Annotated in this window: 18 protein-coding genes; 4 read left to right on the forward strand and 14 right to left on the reverse strand. The window is 63.0% G+C overall.

Features of this window, described 5'->3' with window-relative positions; all coding sequences use genetic code 11:
* Window positions 1–12: 12 nt before the first annotated feature.
* The 3 genes from FN835_RS17035 to FN835_RS17045 all read right to left on the reverse strand — a co-directional run bounded on the left by FN835_RS17035 (window position 13) and on the right by FN835_RS17045 (window position 1,578).
* Window positions 13–450 carry a hypothetical protein gene (locus tag FN835_RS17035; protein ID WP_142664437.1) on the reverse strand — a complete coding sequence of 146 codons (438 nt, stop codon included), beginning with the start codon at window positions 448–450 and terminating at the stop codon, window positions 13–15.
* Between the two features lie 311 nt (window positions 451–761).
* Window positions 762–1,382 carry an acyl-homoserine-lactone synthase gene (locus FN835_RS17040; RefSeq protein ID WP_185958730.1) on the reverse strand — a complete coding sequence of 207 codons (621 nt, stop codon included), beginning with the start codon at window positions 1,380–1,382 and terminating at the stop codon, window positions 762–764.
* A gap of 4 nt (window positions 1,383–1,386) precedes the next feature.
* Window positions 1,387–1,578 carry a hypothetical protein gene (locus FN835_RS17045; protein ID WP_185958731.1) on the reverse strand — a complete coding sequence of 64 codons (192 nt, stop codon included), beginning with the start codon at window positions 1,576–1,578 and terminating at the stop codon, window positions 1,387–1,389.
* A gap of 165 nt (window positions 1,579–1,743) precedes the next feature.
* Here FN835_RS17045 and FN835_RS17050 point away from each other — a divergent pair, with 165 nt between their 5' ends.
* Together FN835_RS17050 and FN835_RS17055 are read left to right on the forward strand one after the other, a co-directional pair.
* Window positions 1,744–2,382 carry a helix-turn-helix transcriptional regulator gene (locus tag FN835_RS17050; RefSeq protein ID WP_142664440.1) on the forward strand — a complete coding sequence of 213 codons (639 nt, stop codon included), beginning with the start codon at window positions 1,744–1,746 and terminating at the stop codon, window positions 2,380–2,382.
* A 156-nt stretch (window positions 2,383–2,538) separates the two neighbouring features.
* On the forward strand, window positions 2,539–3,138 hold the full coding sequence (locus FN835_RS17055) for a helix-turn-helix transcriptional regulator (RefSeq protein WP_185958732.1): 600 nt from the start codon (window positions 2,539–2,541) through the stop codon (window positions 3,136–3,138).
* A gap of 26 nt (window positions 3,139–3,164) precedes the next feature.
* Here the strand turns inward: FN835_RS17055 and FN835_RS17060 are convergent, their stop codons facing one another.
* The 6 genes from FN835_RS17060 to FN835_RS17085 all read right to left on the reverse strand — a co-directional run bounded on the left by FN835_RS17060 (window position 3,165) and on the right by FN835_RS17085 (window position 9,830).
* On the reverse strand, window positions 3,165–3,797 hold the full coding sequence (locus tag FN835_RS17060; protein WP_142664442.1) for a hypothetical protein: 633 nt from the start codon (window positions 3,795–3,797) through the stop codon (window positions 3,165–3,167).
* 140 nt (window positions 3,798–3,937) lie between these two features.
* Complete coding sequence (locus tag FN835_RS17065) at window positions 3,938–4,495, reverse strand: ferric reductase-like transmembrane domain-containing protein (RefSeq protein ID WP_246098784.1); 558 nt, start codon at window positions 4,493–4,495, stop codon at window positions 3,938–3,940.
* Window positions 4,496–4,554: 59 nt separating this feature from the next.
* On the reverse strand, window positions 4,555–5,055 hold the full coding sequence (locus FN835_RS17070; protein ID WP_142664443.1) for a peptidase associated/transthyretin-like domain-containing protein: 501 nt from the start codon (window positions 5,053–5,055) through the stop codon (window positions 4,555–4,557).
* Window positions 5,056–5,223: 168 nt separating this feature from the next.
* Window positions 5,224–8,364, reverse strand: a complete 3,141-nt coding sequence (locus tag FN835_RS17075) for an efflux RND transporter permease subunit (protein ID WP_142664444.1) — start codon at window positions 8,362–8,364, stop codon at window positions 5,224–5,226.
* Window positions 8,365–8,368: 4 nt separating this feature from the next.
* Window positions 8,369–9,523, reverse strand: a complete 1,155-nt coding sequence (locus FN835_RS17080) for an efflux RND transporter periplasmic adaptor subunit (RefSeq protein WP_142664445.1) — start codon at window positions 9,521–9,523, stop codon at window positions 8,369–8,371.
* Window positions 9,524–9,584: 61 nt separating this feature from the next.
* Window positions 9,585–9,830, reverse strand: a complete 246-nt coding sequence (locus FN835_RS17085) for a hypothetical protein (RefSeq protein WP_142664446.1) — start codon at window positions 9,828–9,830, stop codon at window positions 9,585–9,587.
* 332 nt (window positions 9,831–10,162) lie between these two features.
* Between FN835_RS17085 and FN835_RS17090 the strand changes: the two genes are divergently transcribed.
* Window positions 10,163–10,882, forward strand: a complete 720-nt coding sequence (locus tag FN835_RS17090; protein ID WP_142664447.1) for a response regulator — start codon at window positions 10,163–10,165, stop codon at window positions 10,880–10,882.
* On the forward strand, window positions 10,879–12,207 hold the full coding sequence (locus FN835_RS17095; RefSeq protein WP_142664448.1) for a sensor histidine kinase: 1,329 nt from the start codon (window positions 10,879–10,881) through the stop codon (window positions 12,205–12,207). Before FN835_RS17090 ends, FN835_RS17095 begins: the two co-directional genes overlap by 4 nt.
* A gap of 69 nt (window positions 12,208–12,276) precedes the next feature.
* Here the strand turns inward: FN835_RS17095 and FN835_RS17100 are convergent, their stop codons facing one another.
* The 5 genes from FN835_RS17100 to FN835_RS17120 all read right to left on the reverse strand — a co-directional run bounded on the left by FN835_RS17100 (window position 12,277) and on the right by FN835_RS17120 (window position 22,481).
* On the reverse strand, window positions 12,277–14,787 hold the full coding sequence (locus FN835_RS17100; protein WP_142664449.1) for a Calx-beta domain-containing protein: 2,511 nt from the start codon (window positions 14,785–14,787) through the stop codon (window positions 12,277–12,279).
* 161 nt (window positions 14,788–14,948) lie between these two features.
* On the reverse strand, window positions 14,949–17,912 hold the full coding sequence (locus FN835_RS17105; RefSeq protein WP_142664450.1) for a patatin-like protein: 2,964 nt from the start codon (window positions 17,910–17,912) through the stop codon (window positions 14,949–14,951).
* Entirely contained in the window at window positions 17,909–19,951 is a 2,043-nt protein-coding gene (locus FN835_RS17110; protein ID WP_185958733.1) for an N-acetylmuramoyl-L-alanine amidase, read from the reverse strand. Before FN835_RS17110 ends, FN835_RS17105 begins: the two co-directional genes overlap by 4 nt.
* Window positions 19,948–20,568 carry a hypothetical protein gene (locus FN835_RS17115; protein ID WP_142664452.1) on the reverse strand — a complete coding sequence of 207 codons (621 nt, stop codon included), beginning with the start codon at window positions 20,566–20,568 and terminating at the stop codon, window positions 19,948–19,950. The genes FN835_RS17110 and FN835_RS17115 overlap by 4 nt, the downstream gene beginning before the upstream one ends.
* On the reverse strand, window positions 20,565–22,481 hold the full coding sequence (locus FN835_RS17120; protein WP_142664453.1) for a hypothetical protein: 1,917 nt from the start codon (window positions 22,479–22,481) through the stop codon (window positions 20,565–20,567). The genes FN835_RS17115 and FN835_RS17120 overlap by 4 nt, the downstream gene beginning before the upstream one ends.
* Between the last annotated feature and the right edge of the window lie 187 nt (window positions 22,482–22,668).

The raw sequence follows: 22,668 nt of genomic DNA on the forward strand, positions 1-22,668 counted from the left end.
TTGCCAGCGTGGTCAGCTATCTCGCGTCAGCCGGCTGGTGCCGCGCGGCGCCCGATCACGGTGATCGGCATCGGCCATATCGGCAATGACGAACTCTACCGCGACATAGGCATCCTGACCCTGCGGCCAAGACCGGATCAGGGCTTTGTCATGTTCGCTTGACGGTGCAAGCCGGACGATTTCCTCGCCGATGACGGGCTGCGTGAACGCCCGGAATGCGGCCTTGCCATCGACGGGGCGCACGAAACGCTGAAAGCCGAAACCACCCGCGACCAGCTTTTCAAGCAGGCGGGTTTCTTTCATGGCCTTGATCAGCGGCGCGACATCGCTGCCTTCGAATTCGATGGGGCCGGGCTCGATCTGGGTGCCGTCATCGGTATAGCACGGCGACAATGCGACAAGCGCAATGTTGGCCTGATCGAACGTGGACACAGTAATCAAATTCGTCATCCCTTTCCTAAAGGGACCAACACAAGGCGATACTAAGTCAAAAATGCGGTTCCAAGGGCACAACGAACCACACGGTTACACGGAAAAACGGCCCGTATCAGTCAAGCTTGTATTGATTTTTGCAGGGGGCAAAGCAGCAGCGTCTGCCCAACGCTATGACAAAGAAACCTGTCGGTTCCGGCTTCCCGCCTGGGGAATCAGGGGACGAAAATCAGCATCCTCCATCACGATTCTGCCATAACCTATCCAAGTATAGTTTCGACAGCAATCGGGGCAAATCAGGCTTACCATTTGTTGAACGCGAAAACGGATCAGTTCGCGGCAGGCGGCATGACCGCGCATTTGAAGGCCAGAAAACGCCCGTCATGGTTGCCGCTGATCGGACCCAGCGCTTCGGGTGCCCATCCCAGTTTCTTTGCCATTCGCATAAATGCTGGCGGACCCAGAAACAGGCAGTCAAAGCCCCCCTTGCCATGGATAAAGTCGTTTGCGGCGCGCAGGATCGCCTCGGCCAGTCCCGGTTCCTGATCGGCGGCAAAGCGGGTCAGTTCCCAGACATCGCGATCAACCGGAGGAGTGTTCCAACACAGGTCCGTGGGCATACCGTCCAGCAACCCCCGGCAGGCATCGCGGATCATGTAGGAATAGCGGATCGCGCCCTGTCCGAACTCGGCATCGGTGCGGCGCAGACGTGCGCCGCCGATGATCACCCCGTCGCGATGCGCGATGACATAGATCGTCTGGTTCGGGGCGTCATATTGCTCGAACTCGATGCCTTCGTGATTGTGCAGATCCCACTCCATGCGATCGACGAAGATCTGTTTTCGATAGGCCAGAAAACCATGCACCAGATTCCACCGGGGAACGTCTTCGGGAAACCGCAGGACCGATACCTGATAATCGCAGGGCGCGCTTTGTGCTGCATTCGTCATGCGGCTAATGCCTTGCTGCGCCGGGGGGCGGGGTTTCCACATCGGCGTCCAGGCCGTCCGCCAGCGATGCGCGGCCCAGAAAGGCCCTGATCTCTGGCGGACGGGAGAGGAACAAGCCGCGATGCTCGACAACCTCGACACTTACGATGCCATCAACCGAAAAATCATCAAAATGGCGGGTCAGGCTGTCGGCCATATCCCTTGTAAACTTGGCAACGGCCAGTACTCGCGGTTTCTTCCCTCGCATACCTGTCTCCTAGCTCAGTTTAAGTTAGGGCTGGGCAAGCAAAAATGAGAAGTATAATCCTTTCAGGGTGTCTTATGGGACAGGCCGAAAAGACACGTGCAAGGATTAATCCCGATGCTCCCAACACTTATCCCCTCATATGACGAGAACGTGCAGCGCATCGCAGACATTGCCAAATCTGGCTGGACTTTTGCGCATCGCTACAACTGGTCGGGGCCGATGCATTTTGAAAGCCGCTATCCGCAGGCCTGGATCAACAAGTATCAAAGCAATCTTTATCAGGTCTGCGATCCGGTGGTTTTCTGGATCTGCAAACCGCATATGCGCGAGTTCCGCTCGACCCGCTGGTCCGAGATGTCGCAGATCATCGACGTGCGCGGCGTGATGGAGGGGGCAAGCCGTTTCGGTCTGAAATACGGCGCGGCATTCACCCGCCGGGTGGACAAGCTGACCGTCAGCTTCATGACCGTGGCGCGCAGCGATCGGGAATTGACCGATGGCGAAATGGATGTGCTGGGCGCGACCTTTCACTTTTGGGTCGATACGCTTGAGCAGTCCCGCCCGATTCTGTCCGAGGCCGAGATCGAAGCGATCCGGTATCTGCGCGACGGTCTGGCGCAGGGCGATATCGCCGCATCGCTGGAAATCTCGGAATCGGCGGTGAAAAAGCGCATCACGGGGGCGATGAACAAACTGCACGCGCAGACCCGTCCGCAGGCCGTGGCGCTGTCGATTGCGCACCGGCTGATATAGCGCCGCGCCTTGCCGCGCCTGCGGGCGGGCAGGGGACGCTACCGGAGGTTGCGAAGTGAACCGTTTATCTCGTGTTTGGCGCGAAATTGTTGAAAATTCGACAATCTATACGGGTCTTGCTGGCTAGGAGACATGCTCCATATCAAAGGTTTAGTAATGAGATTTTCAGTCGATAGCGATTTACGCGCAATCTCATTACTGGCGACCGCTGGGTATTACATCGGTATCCGCATCGGCAAAGGCGGCGCGGACAAGGTGTATAATGCCTATCCCGCGCTGTGGCAGCAACGCTATGCGGCCATGTCCTATCTTCTGCGCGATCCGACGGTCGGGTGGGCCTATGAAAACATCGGCACGGCCCATTGGCATGAGCTGGCCGAACTGGACAGCGCGGGCATATTTGCCGATGCGGCGCGTCACGGTCTGGCGCATGGCGTCACATTTGCCATGGGGCCGATCGGTGCGCGCACCATCGCCAGCTTTGCCCGCGACGACCGCGCCTTTGCCGCCGATGAGGTGAAGTGGCTTCGTTCGGCCACGACGCGGCTTCACGACCGGACGGACCGCGACATAACGCCCCGCGCGCGGCAGGCGCTAAGCCTGATCGCCACGGGCAAGTCGCAGGCATTGGCAGCCCATGAGCTGGGCATATCCGAGGCCGCCATACGCGCCCGCCTTGCCTCGGCACGAGAGCGGCTGGGGGCCAGGACCACCGCCGAAGCCATCATCATGGCCCGCAATCTCAGCATCATCTGACACGGGGCCGCGCGCCTGCGTGCCGGTCAGGCGGCGTTGAACATTCCGGCGATCTCGGCCGCGGTCATCCGCGTCATGCGCTTGTTCTGATAGGTAAAGGTGCCGCCTTCGGGCGTGGCGGTAAACCGTTTCTGCCCTTCGCCCTGCATCCGTCCCGCATAGATCACCGCGCCGCTGGCTTTGCGATAGATCGTCACAGCGGTTTCCGGTTTCGGCTCGCCCTCGACAAAGCCAAGCACATAGCGGGTTTTCTTGAAGCTGTAGCCCGCATGGACCAGCAAAGTGGCGATGTTGCCATCCAGCTGGCGATAGGGCACGGCGGCGATATGGTCGGTCGTTTCGCGCGCGACGACGGGCGGGACACGTGCCGAACGGATCTCGGGCGGGATGCGGTCGGGGGGCAGGGGCTGGCGCAGGTCCGACAGCGGCGCATATCCCGTCAGGCCATCCGCCTCGACGGCCAGCGCGGCCCAGATGTTACCGTTTTCCGCACAATCCCCACCGATCCCGATCGAGTAGTCGTAAAACCACGTGCCCTCCTGCGGGGAAATCGCGGTCCTGCCGCGGCGTTCAAGCCTGCGGTTCAGATCGGCAAGCGCCTGATCGGCGCGATCGGGGGCAAATTGATAAACGCGGTCTAAGCTTGTCACGGCTTTCATAGGACCCTGAAACTTCTAACAAATGTAAATGCATGAAACGTCTTTAAACATGCGGCGGGCATTATTGCCACCTGCCTAAAGCGTAAGAAAATCGGGGCAGGGCGGTCAGGGATCAGCGCCCCGCCCAAACTGACGCTGCGTCAACGGTCGCGGCGTTTCAGCACGGCATATGATCGCAGGTCGATGACGGCCTTGGCGGTTGCGGCGATGGCCAGCGCGCACAGGGCGGCCTTTGATGCCGTTCCCATGGTTCCCTCGATCAGCATTGCGTGCAGGGCGGTGCAGATCACGGTCAGCGACACCAGCGCGGTATGGCCAAGCCGCCAGATGCCCGGTCGCATCCGCAGCGGGCGCCGCAATGCGGCCATCAGCGCTGCCGCGAACAACGCCCACATCGCAACGACACCCCAGACCGAAAACGGCGTCGGAGAGGCGAACAGCAAGGCGTCGATCACATCGGGCGGGCTGGTCAGCCAAAGGCCGCCGACATGGACGACGACGCACAGGATCAGCGCCGCGCCGATCCAGCGATGCAGGCGCCGCCCGCGTGGCCGGGGCAGACCAGGCAGATAGCCCGCCGCCAGCAGGGGCTGGATCAGCAGAATGGCAAGGGCCAGCACCCCCGCCAGCCCGGCGGCGATATAGACGGGATCACGCCATTCCAGCAGCGGACTGGTTGCTGCAACTGCCAGCGGCACCGCTATCGCAGCTGCAAGCAGCGGCCAAAGCAGGTTTCTGCGCAAACGATCCAGCAAGATCAGGCCGGCTGCAGAACGAAATCCGCGCTCAACGTGGTATCGCGGGCGCTTGACATGACGGGCCGCAGAAAGACCGTTTCGAAATCGCCGCTGTCATAGGCCAGATGCCCATGCGGCTGGCCGAAGACGGGCACGATCTGCGGCATCTCCAGCCGGAACGAGCCGTCCGCAGCCGTCAGCGTCGCGCCCTGACTTTGGGGATCACGTTCGCGCCCTTCGGTGGTATGGGCCCAGATCTGGATGCGGATGCCGGAAAGGGGCGCACCGTCGCCCGCGCGACGCACCGTGCCGGTCATCCAGAAACCGCCGCCGCCGATCCGCTGGACGATCGGCGCGCCGGGCAGGTAATTATTCCTGCCCCCGCGCATGGTCGGCGTCGGTGCAAGCCCCTGCGCCACGGCCGGGCGGATAAGACCGGTCGTCCCGGCGATGGCTGCGGCGCCGGTGAACGCGCTGCCCATGGACAGAAAGCGGCGACGGGTGGATTGCATGGCTGTCATCTGGTCCCCATGGCTTCTGGAAACCCGCGTCCTGAAAACGGCGGGTTCGGTCACGATCAGGCGGGTGCGATTACAGTCGAATTGTAGCGCTGCCAGATGACAATTGCGACGTAAAGCTGGGCACGACCTCGTGATCCGGGCGCGAGGTGGGGGGCGGCCCGATATGGGCTAGCCCGCTGATGCCGCCCGGTTCCTGGGTGCGGCCAATCGTTCCTCGATCACCCGCACGATCAGAAACATCGCGGGCACCACAAAGATCGACAGCACAGTCGAAATCGCCATGCCCGACACGACCGATATGCCGATCGACCGGCTGGCATTCGCACCCGCGCCCGTCGCCAGCACCAAAGGCACCATGCCAAGGATGAACGCCAACGAGGTCATCAGGATCGGGCGAAAGCGCAGCCGCCCTGCGGTCAGCGCGGCATCCATCAGCCCCGCCCCCTGCCTGATGCGCAGATCCCGCGCGAATTCGACGATCAGGATGGCATTCTTGGCGGCCAAAGCGATCAGCAGGATCAGCCCGATCTGGGTATATAGCGTGTTTTGCAGCCCCAGTGGCAGCATCACCGCCACGGTCCCCGCCAAAGCCAAAGGCACGGACAGGATCACCGGCACCGGCCCCAGCCAGCTTTCATATTGCGCGGCCAGCACGAAATAGACCAGCAGCAGCGCCAGACCAAAGGCGATGTAGATCTGCCCGCCCGCGACCTCCTCCTGATAGGACATGGCGGTCCATTCCGTGGCCATGCCGGGGGGCAGGGTTTCGGCGGCGATCTGTTCCATGATCGCCATCGCCTCGCCCGAGCCTATATCGGCAGCGCCCCGCCCGCTGATCGTCACCGCAGGATGCAGATTGTATAGCGAGATCAGCGATGGTCCCACCGCCTCGGACATGGTGATCAGGCTGCCCAGCGGAACCTGATTGCCCGCCGCATTGGGCACGCGCAGCCGCGCGATTTCCGCGATCCGGTCGCGGTAATCGCCATCGGCCTGCAGATAGACCTGAAAGGTCTGCCCGAAACGGGTGAACTGGTTGACATAGGACGCGCCCAGATAGCCCGACAGCGCGCCGAAGATGTCATCGGTCGCAACGCCGAAATTCGCGGCCTTGGTGCGGTCGATTTGCACGGACATCTGCGGCGTTTCCGTATTGGCGTTGACCTGTGCCATCTGGATGCGCGGGTCTTCGAGCGCGCGGGTCGTGATCTGGCGGGCAGCGGCGGTCAGGCGCGCGAAATCGGCGCTGCCATCGGTCAGCTCGACCGCCATGGTAAAGCCGCCGGTATTGCCGATCCCCTGAATGGGCGGCGGCGGCAGCACGGTCGCGGTTCCGTCGGACAGGCCATGCAACGCGCCAGACAGCGCCTGATAGGTTTCCAGAAAGCCGCGTTCCTTGCGTTCGTCCCACGGCTTCAACACGACATAGGCCATCCCGGCATGAGAGACGGGCGCATTGGCATCCATCAGCGACACGCCCGCGACGGTGATGACGTTTTCGACCTCGGGGATGTCTTGCAGCCGCGTCTGAATTTCGCGCAGGGTCGTGTCGCTGCGTTCCAGCGATGCGCCGGGCGGCAGTTGCGCGGTCACCACGAAATAGCCCTGATCCTCGGGCGGCAGAAAGCCTGCGGGCACGCGCGACAGCCCGGCAAAGGCCAGCGCCACCAGCAAAAGCGCGGCCCCCGTCACCACCCAGCGCCAGCGCAGCAACCGGCCCAGCAACCATGCGTAGCCGTTTTCCAGACGGGTAAAGCCACGCTCGAACAGGCGATAGACGATGTTGCGCTGCGCCACCGGCTTGATGGGGCGCATCCACAAGGCGGCCTGCACGGGCTTCAGCGTCACCGCGTTGACGGCGCTGATCAGCGCGGTCGCGGCGATGACCAGCGCGAATTGCTGGTATAGCTGGCCGGTCAGCCCCGGCAGGAACGCGGCGGGCAGAAACACCGCGATCAGGACCAGCGTGATGCCGATGATCGGGCCGAACAGTTCCCCCATCGCCGTTTCGGCGGCGGCGGGGCCGTCCAGCCCGTCCTCCAGATGCCGCGCCGTGCCCTCGACGATGACGATGGCATCATCGACGACGATGCCGATGGCCAGCACCAGCGCGAAAAGCGTGGACATGTTGATCGTGAACCCCATCGCGGCCATGGCGGCGAAAGCGCCGACCAGCGTCACGGGCACGGTGGTCGCAGGCACCAGCATCGCCCGCCAGTCCTGCAGGAACAGCAAGATGACGCCCAGCACGATCAGACATGCCTCGATCAGCGTCTTGTAGACCGTGTGGACCGAGGCATCGACGAATTCGGTGGTGTTGAAGGGGATCGAATAGCTCAGGCCTTCGGGAAAGTCCTGTGCCAGCCGGTCGATCTCGGCCTCGACCGCCGCATAGACCTCCAGCGCGTTCGCTTCGGGAAGTTGGCTGATCGCAATCGCGGCCGAGGGGCGGCCGTTCAACCGGAACACCTGCCCATAGGATTTCGAGCCAAGCTCGATCCGGGCCACATCGCCCAGCCGGACCACGGCCTGCGTGTCGGGGTCGGTCTTGACGGCGATATTTTCAAACTCGGTCAGTTCGGACAGGCGGCCCTGAATATCCAGCACGGTCTGAAAGCCCTGCCCGCTGGCGACGGGGGGCTGGCCGATCTGGCCGCCGGATGCGGTCTGGCTTTGGCTTTCGATGGCGCGCGAAACGTCTGCAGGCGTCAGGCCAAGGGATTGCAGGCGGTCGGGGTCCAGCCAGACCCGCATCGCGTAATCGCCCGCCCCGAAGATCGTGACATCGCCCACCCCCGGCACGCGGGCCAGAGAATCGACCATGTTGATCTTGGCATAGTTCGACAGGAACAGGCTGTCATAGCGGTCATCCGCCGAATTCAGCGCCGCGAAAGCCAGGATCGAGGTCGAACGCTTGCGCACGTTCACGCCCTGCGTTTGCACGGCGGCGGGCAATTGCGCCTGCGCTGCGGCCACGCGGTTCTGCACCAGGATCTGCGCCTGATCGGGGTCGGTGCCGATGTCGAATGTGACGGTCAGGTTATAGCTGCCATCGCTGGCGCTGGTGGATTGCATGTAAAGCATCCCCTGCACGCCATTCACCTGCCGCTCGATGGGCAGGCCCACGGTCTCCATCACCGCCTTGGCGCTGCTGCCGGGAAAACGCGCGGTGACCTGCACGGTCGGCGGCACGACATTGGGATATTGCGCCACGGGCAGTTGCAGCACGGCGACAATGCCGATCAGCAGGGTGACAAGCGCGATGGTATTGGCCAGCACCGGATGCTGAATGAAAAAGCGCGAGAACATGGGTCTATCTTTCCTGCGGCGCGATCTGCTGGCCTGCGGCCACACCCGCAAGGACGTTGGCCGCGACCAGATCGGTTTCGGCAAGCGCCCCGGTCACGGGCTGCAGATCGCCGGTCTTTTCCAGCAACGTGACGGCGCGCCGCTCAAGCCTGTTTTCCGGGCCCACGGCCAGCACATATCGGCCCTGCTGATCGGTTCCCACGGCCGCGACCGGGACCATCAGCGCGGGCTGGCGGTCCAGCGGGATGCGCAGGCGCAGGAACATGCCCGGCACAAGCGCGCGGTCGGGATTGTCGAACACCGCCCGCAATTCCAGCGTGCCGGAATCGGTCGAGGTCGCGGGCGCGGCATAGTCCAGCCGCCCGGTCAGGGGAAAATCCGCGTCGATCTGCGTCCCGGCCTGCACCGTGATGGCGGCAAGATCGGGCATCTGCTGGCCGCGCAGCGCGGCGCGGATGCGCAGCATTTCTGTTTCGGGGATCGCGAAGGTGACGTGAACGGGGTCCAGCACCATGATTTCGGCCAGTTCGGTCGCGCCCTCGACGCCGACCAGCGCGCCGACATCCTGCCTATGCGCGGTGACGACGCCCGAAAAAGGTGCGGTGACGGTGGTATAGCCCAGATCGATGCGCGCGGTGTCCAGCGTGGCTTTTGCCGCGTCAAGCTGGGCGCGGGCCGCATCGCGGCGGGTCTGCGCGTCCTCGGCCGTGGCGCGCGCCGCAGCCGAGGTTTCGACCAGACGGCGCTGGCGGTCGTAATCGCGCTGCGCCTGAACAAGTGCGGCGTTCGCCTCGGCCACGCTGGCTTCGGCCTGTGCCACCTGCGCGCGGTAAAGATCGTCCTCGATGCGGAACAGGGGCTGACCCGCCTGCACCGATGCGCCGTCGCGATATTCGACCGACCGCAGCGCACCCTTGACCCGCGCGGTCACGGTGACACGGGCCAGCGCATCGGCCCAGCCGGTCGCGTGCAGATAGCGCGGCACGGGCCGGGACAGGGGGCGGGCCACCTGAATAATCGGCGGCGCGACCTTGGTTTCGGGCGGCGCATCACCGGGGCGGACCGCAACGGTCAGGGCGACCGCTCCGCCGAAAAGCAGCAGCAGGATCAGGATGTTGCGCAGGCGGTGGCCGCGCGCTTGTCTGGGTTCATGCGTCATGGATCACCTTGGCAGGCACCGACCCCGCATCCCGCCTGCGCAGGATGGGGGTCGGCATGCCCTATTCCGCCTTGGCGGCGCGGATCGCGTCCAGCGTGGTGGTGCAGGGCTGCGAAAGCTGCGATTCCTGCGCTTGGATGCAGGCCATCAGTTCACCATCGCCGGGGCGGATGCCGGGGCAAAGCGTCCTGACATCCTGTGTGCAGTTCGCCTTGATCGCCAGCGCCTCGTCCCGCGTCAGCTTTTGCTGCGCCAGTGCCGGGGTCGCGCTGGTCAAAGCCAGCAAGATAAGGCCGTATCGGTTCATGCGTCTGTCCTTTCAACTGTCATTGGTCGGAACATCGCCGCGATGCGGGCCGAAGCGCCCGGCAAGGAACCGTGAGCCCGCGACTTGCGGCACCCCATCGCGGCGATGCCCCCGGCCGGACGCGCCATGCAAAGACGCCCGGCCGCTGGGAACATGCCGGGGCGGCGTGGTGGGAAACCCGCCGACCGGCATGGGGCTGTTCTAGCGGGGCGCGGTGAACCCGGTTCGAACGGCGCGCGTCGAATTGTTGCGTTTTGTGAACGGGGCTTGCGGGCAGGTAAAATCCGGCCTCTGGTGCTTGCTTTCGTGGCGGCCTGCCGCAGAATGGCCGCATGGAAAACGGCGCAACCATCCTTGTGGTCGAGGACGATCCCGAAATCCGCAGCCTTGTCGCGGCGCTTTTGCGCAATGACGGCCTGCGCCCGACCGAGGCGCAGGATGCCGCCACGATGGACCGCCTGCGTGCGTCCGAGCCGCCCGATCTGATCATCCTTGACCTGATGCTGCCCGGCGAGGACGGGCTGTCGATCTGCCGCCGCCTGCGGGCGGAAAGCAATGTGCCGATCCTGATGCTGACCGCACGCGGCGATGAAATCGACCGCGTGGTCGGGCTGGAGATCGGGGCCGATGATTACGTGGTCAAACCCTTCAGCCCGCGCGAATTGCTGGCCCGCGTCCGCGCCCTGCTGCGCCGCGCCCGGATGGAGGCACCGGGGGCCGCCGCGCGGCGCTGCTATGGTTTCGACCGCTTTGTCATTGATCTGGACGCCCGTCAGTTGAACGACCGCGACGGCGTGGCGGTGGCGCTGACCAGTGCCGAATTCGATCTGCTGGCCTGTTTCGTCAGCCAGCCGCGCCGCGTGCTGACGCGCGAACAGCTTTTGGACCGCACGCGCGGGCGCAGCGCGGATCCCTTCGACCGGACGATCGACGTCCTGATCTCGCGTCTGCGTCGCAAGCTGGATGCGGCCAGCCCCGGCACGGCGCTGATCGCCACGGTGCGCAATGGCGGCTATCTGCTGACCGTGCCCGTGCAGCCGCTTGCTGCATGATGGCGCTGACCCTTGCCCGCCGTCTGGGGCTGTTGGCGGTGGTGATGCTGCTGCTGGTCTGGCTGGGCGTGCTGCTGGCGGGCTATAGTCCCAGCGACAGCCGCATCCTGACCTTTCGACCGCTGCCCGCGCAGGTCGCGGGCATCGTCGATACGGTGACGCGGACCCCGCCCGCCGGACGCGCCGCGCTGCTGGCGGCGCTGAACGGCCCGAACCAGCAGGTGCGCATCGATCCGCCCGGCGCTGCACCCACGCCACAGGCCCGCCGTCTGGATGAACGTCTGATGCAGGCCTATCGCGCGGCCCTGCCGGACAGGGATTTTCAGGCGCTGCGTTTCATGGCCGACTATCCGGCCACCACCGTGCCCCGCGTCGGCTGGGGCAGGCGCGAGGTGATTGAGCTGCGCATCCCCTTGCCCAAGCACGAGACGCTGGTGATCCGGCGCATGGCTGATCTGGTGACGACGCCCTTTGGTGCGCCGCTGGGGCTGGTCGCGGGGCTGATCGGCACGGCCATCGCACTGATCGCGCTGATCGCGATGTATCTGGAACTGCGCCCTTTGGCGGGGCTTTCGCGGGCAGTCGATCGGGTCGATCTGACGGGCGCGCCCGCCGTGCTGCCCGATCCGCGCCGCAAAAGCCCCGAACTGGCCCGGCTGATCCGGGCCTTTGACCGGCTGCAGACGCGGCTGTCCCGGCTGTTGCGCGCCCGCTTTGTGCTGGTTGCGGGCATTTCGCATGACGTGCGGACCTATGCCACGCGCCTGCGCCTGCGGGTCGAGGCGATCCCCGATCCCGACCAGCGTGCCCGCGCCGTGCGCGACATCGAAGACATGATCCAGCTTTTGAACGACGCGCTGCTGGCCTCTCGTGTCGGTGCGGGCGATCTGGTCGAGGAGTTGCTGGACCTGTCCGACATCGCCCGGCGCGAGGTCGAGGACCGGGCCGGGATGCCCGTCACCCTGCATGGCAGCCCGCCCGCCATGCCGGTCCTTGGCGATCTGCTGGCCCTGCGCCGCATGATCGGCAACCTGATTGAAAATGCGGTGAAATACGGACATGCCGCGCGGGTCACGCCCCTGATTGCAGATGGCATGGCCTGCGTCGATGTCGAGGATGACGGCCCCGGACTGCCGCCCGATGTGACCGAAACCTTTGGCGAGCCTTTCGTGCGGGGCGAAACTTCGCGCAGCCGCGACACGGGCGGCGCGGGGCTGGGTCTCTCGATCGTTCGCAACCTTGCCGAGGCGCATGGCGGATCGCTGACGATCATCCGCAACGGTCCCGCCGGATTGCGCCTGCGCGTTGCCGTGCCGCTATACTGATTCAGGCTTTGCCGGGGTGACATGAGGGGGGGGGCGGGCAGGCCGATAAGCCTGCCCACGATCAGCGCGTCACAGCAGGAAATCGTTCGCCGTGACCCGTGCCACGCCGGTCAGCATGATCTCGAAATCGGCATAACCGTCGCCATTCACGTCGCCGCGCACCAGCGCGCCGGTGGATTGCTGCACGAACCAGACGGAATTCGCCGCCGCCGTCGTGCCGCTGAACGCGAATGCCTGATTGCCCGCGATGCCGGGGAAGGGGTCCATGCCGCGCAGGTCGATATCGTCGACGCCGACCTGAAAATCCGCGATGCGGTCGCGCCCAAGGCCAAGACGGCTTTCAGCCGCCATGTTGAAGACGAAGACATCGCGATCCGCGCCGCCGGTCAGCACGTCCGCCTCGGTCCCGCCGACCAGCGTGTCCGAACCCATGCCGCCCTGCAGGTTGTCACGCCCGGCACCGCCTTGCAGATTGTCGGCCCCGTTGCCGCCAGACAGCAGATCGGCCCCCGCGCCGCCCTGCAGGATGTCGGCCCCGTCGCCGCCGCGCAGCGCGTCATTGCCAAGCCCACCCAGCAGCACGTCGTTTCCGGCCATCCCGTCCAGCACGTTGTTGCCGCTATTGCCGATCAGGCGGTTCGCCAATGCGTTTCCGGTGCCGTTGGCATTCGCGATGCCAAGCAGTTGCAGCGCCTCGATATTGGCACCCAGAACCTGCGAGACGTTGCTTTGCACCGTGTCGTAACCGGCCGTGACTCGTTCAACCGCCGTATCGCCGGCCCCAAGGATATAGGTGTCGTTGCCATAGCCCCCGGTCAGCACGTTGCGCCCGGCATTGCCCTGCAGGATATTGGCCAGCGAATTTCCGGTGCCGTTGATGTTGCCCGTGCCGGTCAGCACCAGATTTTCGACGAATTCCGCCAGCCTGATGGTTTCCGAAGAGGCCACGCGGTCGATGCCGCCATTCGCGGTCTCGATGATGATGTCGCTGGCATCGGCCAGATAGGTGTCGTTGCCGGTGCCGCCGATCAGCTGGTCGCGACCCGCGCCGCCGTTCAGCGTGTCATTGCCCGCGCCGCCCGCCAGCAGGTCGTTGCCGCCCGCGCCGATCAGCAGGTCGTTGCCCGCATATCCTTCGATCCGCTCGGCCCATGCGGTGCCTTGCAGCACGTCATTGCCCGCCGTGCCGCGCAGCGTGCCGTCATGGATTGTCGCCGTGCCGGTCGCAATCGAGGTGCGCGACGAAATCTGACCGGGGAAGGGCGGGGCGACGCGCAGGTAGAATTGCTCGGTCCCTTCAAGCGCCAGATCGCCCAGCAACGTCACGGGAATCTCGATCCGGGTCTGGCCGGGGGCAAAGGTGATCTGGCCGCTGCGGGCCACGAAATCGCTGCCCGCCAGCGCCGTCCCGGCCACCGTCTGGAAATTCAGCGTGATCGCCACATCCGAAGGGGTCGAGATTTCGACCGCGAACACCGCTGCCCGCCCGCCCGGTCCTTCGCGCATTTCCGCGCCCGACACGGCCACGCTGCGGTTCAGCCCCACACCGTCATTGTCCAGCGCCCAGCCGATGCCCGTCAGGCTGGAATTGCCGGGACCAAAGGTCGCGCCGCTGGGGTTGCGCAGTTCCAGAAAGAAGCTTTCGTCGATCTCGTCCTCGTAATCGCGGCCGACATAGATCGCGACGGTCTGCACGGTTTCGCCGGGGGCGAATGTGACCGTGCCGCTTAGCGGCGCGCCCGACAGATCGCCCAGATCGTCGTCACGCAAAGCCGTGCCCGAACGGACATCGTAATCCATCGTCACGGCATCGGTCGAGGCTTCGGACAGCCGGACGGTAAAGAACATATATTCCGCCTCGGTCGCGCCCGAGCCCTCGATCGAGATCACGGGCTGGGCCGCGTCGGTATCAAGGATATGCGCCGTGCCCGCCGAACCGGTGATGCCATGGGCGCCGTTCACGCGCAGGCCAAAGCTTTCGGTCGCCTCGGGCGATGCGTCGTCCATCAGGTTTACGGTGACGACCACCTCGGTCTGCCCGGCCAGAAAGGTCACGGTCCCGGTGCGCGCGACGTAATCGCTGCCCGCGCGGGCCGAGCCGTCATAGGTTTCAAAGCTGAAGGTGCGGTCCGTGTCGAAGGGTTCCGACAGGCTGATGGTGAAACTTGCGGTGCCCGTGCCTTCGGTTACGACGGGTTGGGACACGGCCATCGCGCGGTCACTACCCACGCCGTCATTGTCCAGCGCCCAGCCCACGGCCGACAGCGTGGCATTGCGGCCCTGGAACGTCGCACCGCTGGGGTTGCGCAGCTCAAGGAAGAAGCTTTCGTCGCGTTCGTCCACATAATCGCGGTTCACAAAGATTTCGACGGTCTGGACCGTCTGGCCGGGGGCGAATGTCACCGTGCCGAATTGCGGCGCCCCCGACAGATCGCCCACATCCTCGCTGCGGTCGGCGGTGCCGGAAAACGTGGCGTAATCGACCGTCACCGCATCCAGCGACGGCTCCGAAAGGCGCAGGGTAAAGATGACATATTCGGCCTCGGTCGCCCGGCCGCTTTCGATCGTGATCGAGGGCATTGACTTCTCCGCGTGAAAATCGCGGCGAGGCCGCGGGAACTGATTACACGCGCATCTTCACGGATCGTTGAGCGGGATGGCAACGCGATTCGACAAAGGCCCGGCTGTCCTTTTGGCCAGTTGTGGCGCGGGCAGGGTGCGGCCAGACCACCAACCGCCCGCTATCGCGCGGCAACGGCTGCGTCGGGTGGATCGTCAGCCTGTGCCTGCGCCGGGCCAATGATCACGGCGGTCACGGCTTTGTAGCTGGTCAGCGCCCCCAGACCTGCAAGCGCAAGCACCGCGCCGACCGCAATGGCACGCCCATATCTTTGCAACCGCGACGCCGTGCTGACCGGGGCGATGCCTGGTGCGGAAAGCTGCATCTTCTCCAGCGTATTCGCCACGGCCCGATTCAGAAAGCGGCGTGCGATGGTGACGGCCAGCAGCGGCGTGCCGCCGACGACGAACAGGATGACGCCGGGCCACATCGGAATGGCGGTCAGGTTCAGGCGTGACAGGATGCAGATCACACCGCCCACCACGGTCATAATGAGCATGAGATACAAGAACACCGCGATCCGATCACCGGATGCGCGCGGCTTGTCGGCCTGAACCAGCGCAAAGGATATCATCCCCACCTTGGCCAGCCATCCGGGGGAGCCGCTGCCATCATTGACCAGGTCATGCGTCATACGCGACAGAATCCCGAATGCGCGCCTTGCCCATGCGGTCAGATCGGATCGCAGCGGGTTCACCGGCCTGACATCGCGGTAATATTCGACGAACCGTCGCTGATCCATGGGGCGCGGATTTGCAGCCCCCAAGGCCGCCGCCGCCAGTTGCGCGCGCGCCTGCTCATCGAAATTGGGATCCTGCAGCTTCGCCTTCAACAGCGCAAGCTGGCGTGTGCCACCTGCGGCGGCACCGAATTCCTGCCGGAGGATCGCCGTATGCAGGCGTTCGATATATTCCGCGCGCTCGGCCTGCCGGTCTGCGCCGGGCAGAAGGGCGTTGATGATCTGATCTGCACCATCCAGCCGCCCCCAAAGAATGTCGTGTTCACGCCATTCCCGGCTAAGAAACCCGCCGAATGCGTGCAGATTGATGCCCATCAGTTTCTTGGGATCCTTGTTCAGGCTGCTATCGGCTGGACTGATGCGGAATATCTGGACCTCGGCATGTTCTTCAGCGGGCGTCCCCTCAAGGAACGGGAACGTATCGACGTCATGCCAATGAAATTCGTGATAGACGTCATTCAGATCATCCGCACCCTGACCAGCATTGTCCAGGGCGTTGCGCAATACCGTGCTGCTGGCGTCCAGCAAGGCGCAGAATTCCTTGCCGATACCATCAAGAACCCGATCAATGGCAATCTGCGCATTCATTGGCAGCCCGTGGCCCAGATACAGTTTATTGACCGCATCCTGCCTTTGGTTAAGACCGGGAATGCTCATGATATTCTCGAAATGCTTGGACAGTACGTCCTTCAGCAAAGTCTGATCTGCGCCTTTGTCCTGTCTTTCCGGCGGCTGCGACAAATGGCGCAGCCGACGCAACTCGGTTTCGACGGTTTTGCGCAACCGGACCAGTCCGGGCCGGTTTGTTCTGGTTTCGGCCAGACGTTGGTCGATCTGGGCGCGCAGATGCACCAGTCTGCGGTGCCGGTATCCGATGTCGTATCGGTTCAGAAAGACGAATTCGCTTTCCGCCCCGACTGGAAAGCGGCCATCGGTCTTGTATGTCTTGAACTTGGCATCACGCCATTCCCGGATGAAAAGCCGCATAAAGCTGAACTCATCTGATTGCGGGTCATAGCCTGCAAGATGCGCGACATAATTTGCGAACTTGTCTGTCGCATCGTAGATGCGCAGATGATGGTAATAGGGATACCCGCGCCCGTAAGCCAGCTCATCGCTTTCGATCAGTTCCAGCAGATCAAGCCGTTCCAGATTGTCATTTCGCGGCGGGCGATGCTTAGGCAGAATCCGACCATCATCCTTGAAACGTTTTTGCAGATTGTAAAGGCGTTCAAGGCGACGATTGATCTGAATGATCGAGCGGATGTCCTCGCGGATCGTTTCCTGACGGGGCAGGGTCGTCGCCGCCAATTTCGCATTTGTCAGAAAATCGATCGGCTGCAACGGACCTGCGCGGTCATTTTCCGTTGCGGTCGGATTTTCGGGGAAAGGGTCGATGAACAGCAATTTGCGCTGCCCCGGTAAATGACTTGCACGGATCGGGATCAGATCAATGGCATGGCTGAATGGCCGATTATCCAGATAGCCGCCGTCGGCATAGCTGCGCATTGCAAAATCGGCATCCGGGAAAAACCTTCTGAACTTCTCGTTTTGCAAGTTCTGCGGCATATCCGTATAGCGCATCGGCGCGAAGGCGACCGGAAAGGACGACGTGCAGCGCGCGGCGAATGCCAGCATGGGGTCCATTTCAGGCGCGAAATCGTCAAGTCCGTCATCGGTATCGCCTGCATCGGGATCGGGCTGTTCATAGCTGAAGCGGAAAACCGATTTATGGACGGGCTCATATACCGCACCGCCGGACAGCTGGATCGGCAACCGCCGACCTGCAAGATCGGTGGCGGTCACGCACAGGTCCAGCATATTCCCGACAAGCGGCTGACTGGTCCGTTCGTCCGACATCTGCTTTAGCGTATCCAGCAGGACGTTGAACATCTTTTCGCCGTCCAGCAGCGATGAGGTTTTTCCCCTTGCCCGGCTGCGGCTGTCGTTCAGAAGGTTGCCGATTGCGGCTTGATCCGTCCAGGCCTTGCACAGGGCCGACAGATCGCGATTGCCACATACCAGCGCCTTGGCCAGCGCAACGCCGTTGATGCCGCCCGCCGAGGTGCCCGATATGATGTCGATGACAAAGCGGCAGCGCCCCCTTGGCTCGGGGGTATTGGGCATGGGCATCGTGACCGACAGCTCGCGATAGATCCGCTCGACCGGGTCCAGATCATCCAACGGAATTTCAGCGCTGCCGCGAACCATGCGCAGCAATTCCTGCGACACGCCGTGCATATAGATCGCAAGCGACGTGCCGCCGTAAAGCACGATGGCAAAACGCACTTCATGCGTGATCGACAGGGATTCAGCGTGGGGGTCCGCGGTGGGCGATGCGTTCATGGGCGGGCCTCCCGGATGATGTCGGCAAAGCCACGGCCGCGGCGTGCAAGGTAGTCTCCGATGGTCTGGCCGCTTTTCTTGTGCGGCCGCTTGCTATCGCCGTTGATGATCCGGCGGGCATTCACGAAATCGAATTCCCGTCCCAAGCCGAAATCCTCAAGCACCGGATAGCCCTTGGTATAGCCCAGTCGCCCCATGCCCAAGGCAATAAGGTTGGCCGCATGTTGGGGCTGCGCCGCCAGTCCGGGCTGGGTTTCCAATGGCAGCCCCAGTGCCTTGCCATAGCGGATGTAATTGTCGCGAAACGTGATCTGGGCATAGCCACGACCGCGAAAACGCTCGCCGTCGCCGTCATCGATATTGCCGAAACGGCCCTGATATTTGCGCTGGTCCGCGGTCGGCTCCCATTTCTCTTCCAGCCATTTTCCGAACCCGGATTCGTGTTCCGCGGTTGCCAGCACATAGCCCAGATGGGACGGATCGCTGATGCCATGCGCAGCGCATGCCTTAAGGATCAGCGGGATCGCGGTGTTTGCTGCATCGCGATGGCTGGAGGAGACCGCTTGGCTTAACCCTGCGATCAGTTGCTGTGACGGCGGCTGGACAGCAGTTAGGGCCGGTGCAGCGCCGTTCACCTTGGCAGAGGCTTTGGCCACCCCGGCCGGAACCAGCACCTGCGCACCAGCTGCAAGATTGCGCGCCGAATTTTCGCTGAACTCATTGCCTTCGATGGTCCGGATGTCACCCCACCGATCTGCGCTGCCAAGATGTCTGCGCGCAATGTCACGAAGCGTCTGGCCACGGGCGACGGTCACGATATTCATCGCGGCGCCCGCATGGGTTTTCCCTGCGCTGTTCGGCGTTCCATCCAGCCAGCGGGTGCCATCGGGTTGGACCCGCAGTTTCAGATTGAACCCTTCGACAAGGTCTTGCAGATCGATCTGGTCTTCGGCGCCGACGCGCCGCAAATCCACATGCGCCTGTGCGCCATCCGCCCTGATCAAGGCCGAGCCTGACCTGTCCGTATCGCCCGGATCATCATCATTCTTGTCGCGTTGCCAACCGGTTGCGCGCAAAAGCTGGTCAAGGCGGATCCAATCCTCGCCATCATCGGGAATGCCCGCGTTTTCCAGGCGGCGATTGCCGATGACCAAATCGTAGCTTCCCTCGGGTTCGGTAACCGCATCGTCAGGCTGCGCGGCAGTCAGTGCGCGGCTGATTTCCGCGCGCAGGAACGCCCCGGTATCGCGCTTGGACAGGTCGGGCCGCCAAGGCAGCACCAGCGGATCCCATTTCCCTTTCTGCTTGATGTTCAGATTGGTGTAGACCTCGCCATGTCCCAGCACGGTTTCCGGCGTCACGGGAATATCGTAATGCTGGCAAAGCCGCGCGACCAAAGCCGCCAGCACGGTAATCTGGCGCTCGACAATCGGTGCGCGACCGGGATGGAAGGGTTTTTCAACCGCTCCGGCCATGCCGCACAACGCTACGCCGATGGCGCGGGTGTTGCAGTTCAGCGTATGGGCCGCATAGCGACCGTCCTGCGTCGAGTCGTTGTCGGCAATGCTGCGATTTCCCGCGACGATGTCGCCGCTTTGTTCGATGCAGAAATGATAGTGCTGCCTGTCCAGTTCGGACGCTCGGGCGCTGCCGCCCGTCCAGTGCAGTATGATCCTTGTCGCGCGGGCGGGCGGCAGGTCCAATGCATCCAACCCTGTCAGGGGGCGATGCGGCGGGCGCTGTGCCGTCTGGGCAGGCATGGGCGCCGGTTCTTTGGCCGGTTCTTGGGGCGCAGGCCCATTCGCGCCGCGTTCAAGTTCCGAAAGTCGCGCAAGGGTCTGCGGATCGGCCAGCCCGGTCTGTGCCAGACCCAGCCGCGCCTGCAAAGCACGCACTGCGGCGTCCGTGCGCGGGCCGAACAGGCCGTCCCAGTCTTCGACCGGCAGCATCGCCAGATCGACAAGCCGCGATTGCAGCGCGAACACTTGGGCACCGCGCATCATCGGCAGGCCCGCGAATCTCAGGATTGTGGCGTTCATGATTGGCATCCCCGGTTTTTCAGCAGACCGTTCAGCCGAGCAGACATAGCAGCAGCAGCTTGGCGGTTATCGATGGCTTCCTGAATATCGGCCGTTGCGGCGGCCCAGGCGCTTTCGGCCGCCTGTTGCAGATCCGCGCAAGGGGCATCGGCAACGAAACTGTTGCGCCAGTCCGTCGCGGATGCGGCGTAAAATCCGGCCTGTCTGGTATTGATCCGGGCTGCCTGCGCTGCCAGCAGATCATTTTCCCGCCGCGAGGCCGCAAGCTCGGTCCGGCTTTCGCGCTGCAACCGCCGTGCCTCAAGCCCGCGCAGCAGGAAGCCCGACTGACCTTGCGTGTTCAGGGCTGCAAAGCGGGCCGTGGCGCAATCCGCATATGGCCCCGCATCGCCTGCGGACAGCCGTTCCGCCGCCAGATGCAGACAGGCATCGCCCGTGATCTGATGCACCTGGACGCAGTCTTCTTGGCCAAGACGGCATCGCGGGACATGCGCTGCCGCGTCTTGCTGCGGCATCTTCTGCACCAGGGCCAATTCATGGACGGCCGAGGTGCCCTCAACTTCGTTGCAGCCACTAACAGCAAAGACCGCAAGAATCCCGATTGCAAAACGTATCATGGCTGACCTGCCCCCTGCGTTGCGGCTGAGTTGATGGTGGCGACCAGTCGTTGCAGGTCGCCGTCGGTGGTGTCTGCGTCTCGCGCTGCGCCAGCCATCAGGAACAGCCTTTCCATCGCGGCCAGACTTGCGGGGTCGTTCTGAAGCGCATCAAACGACTGCAAGATCGTTTTGCGATCCGCGGCGCCCGAAAGGGTCAACACCTGATCAGGGATGTCCGTCGATACGGCCCGATCAAGTTCGAGATTTCGCAGCTTCTGCAAAGCTGCACGCAGCGGTGCGACCGCCGTTTCGAATTCTTGTGGCGTTCCTTTGAAATTCTGGCCGAAACGCTGGTAGAAGGCTGCCGGGTCCAGATCGACGATGGCGCCCCCCAGTTGGTTCAGCATGGCCATGTTCCCCATCGGGGGCTGCAACGCGGTCTGGGCATTCGGATGGGCGCTCAGCGCGGCCTTGATGGCTGTGGTGTCGATCAGATCGACCGGCAACAGCCTTGGATCATAGGGTGTGTTCAGAACGCGCGCCTTCCACCGGCGATAGGCTTCTGATCCGGTTTGCACGGCCATCGTGACGATGGACAGGGTCAGACCCGCTGGCGTGATCCCAAGCGCGGCCAAAGGCAGCTTGAACTTGCCAAGGCTGTCCGCAAGCAGATCCTGCAACGGCTCAGAGGTGATCTCGACCGCCAGCTTGGCCGCAGCCGTCAGAAAATCGCCGCGATTTGCAATACCGCGCACGCGCGCGATCTCTTGCTCCAATCTGGTCAGCTTGTCGCGCACCGGCTTGCCTTCGTTGGGGGGCAGAACCTCCAACATGCGGCGCAGAAAACCTGCCAGCGCCTCAGCCTTGTCCAGAGTGGCCCTGCCGGGGTCGGACGCTTTAGCCTCGTCGGTATTTGGCGGGACACCCATGCGTTTCAGAAAGTCGTTTACCAGTTCGGTGCGGAAACCGGGATCAGTGGCACTGTGAAACTGCGCCGCGAACCCCATCATATTTGCGGCCTGCTTGGCCTCATGTTGGGCCATGGCGGTCTGTTCGCGCTGTTCTGCCTCATGGCGCATGCGCGCGATCATATCCCGCGGGTTTTCCTGAAAGATCGTCTCGACGGCGTGAACCAGTTTTTGCAGGATGCCATGCACCAGATCACCCGCAAAACCACCCAGAAGCGCAAGCACGGCCCGACCGAAAAGCACCAGGTCCCCGTTCCCGCCGGTTGCGCTTCCCGGAATGACCTGCGACAGCAGGAAGCCTGCGATCATGCCCAATCCGATCCGTATCGCATAGCTGGAGCCGTGCCGTGGATCGTAAGACCCGTCACTGACAAAGCTGTTGGCGGTATAAAGCGTGGCAAAACACGCCCCGATGGCACTAAGCGAAACATAAAAGAAAGTCAGGTTGATGATCTTGGCGTGTTCCAGAAGAAAACAGGAAAAGGCCGAGCGTTCACATACCAATTCTGCCGCTTCAGATGAGTTTTTGTTGAATAGCGGGATCCCATTTACAACGTCATTATGCGTTAGGGGTCCGAATATAAGGATCAGAAAAAACACCACAAAACATATGATTGCAAAGACCATCACCTTCCTGATCGCCGAAACCGGCGCAAGGAATTTCAGGTCGAATAACCCCTTCTTTGGACGAACGCTTTCCCATTGCAGCAATTCGGCGCTTTGTGGCAGTTCGGGTTTGATCCCTTCGGCCAAGGCTCTGTGCAGCCTGATCAAATCGCGGATCGGAATATCGTTGCGCGCCTCGATGCCGGTGTCCAGCAACCCGATATGTTCGTCGATGGCAGCGCGGGACAATGCCGAGCGGTTCGAAAGAACGCCCAGCATGGCTTCGCACTGGCGGTAAAGCTTTGCGCGGCAATCGACCTGCTCGATAGGGCGGGTGTATAAATCAGATACAGACATGATACTCTCCAACGGATGCCGCGAGGCATTTCTGAAATCGTTGACATATTCTGCGCTTGGCCGATGTGATGCCGTGATTATCAACGGCATTTGCAAAGGATGACCAATGCTGGGCAGGCCCGAAAAGATCGGGCACATGTGTTCATGAAAGGCGAGGGAGGACAGATCAGGCGATGGTCGGAAATTA

This window comes from Paracoccus laeviglucosivorans (assembly GCF_900182695.1).
Lineage (GTDB): Bacteria > Pseudomonadota > Alphaproteobacteria > Rhodobacterales > Rhodobacteraceae > Paracoccus > Paracoccus laeviglucosivorans.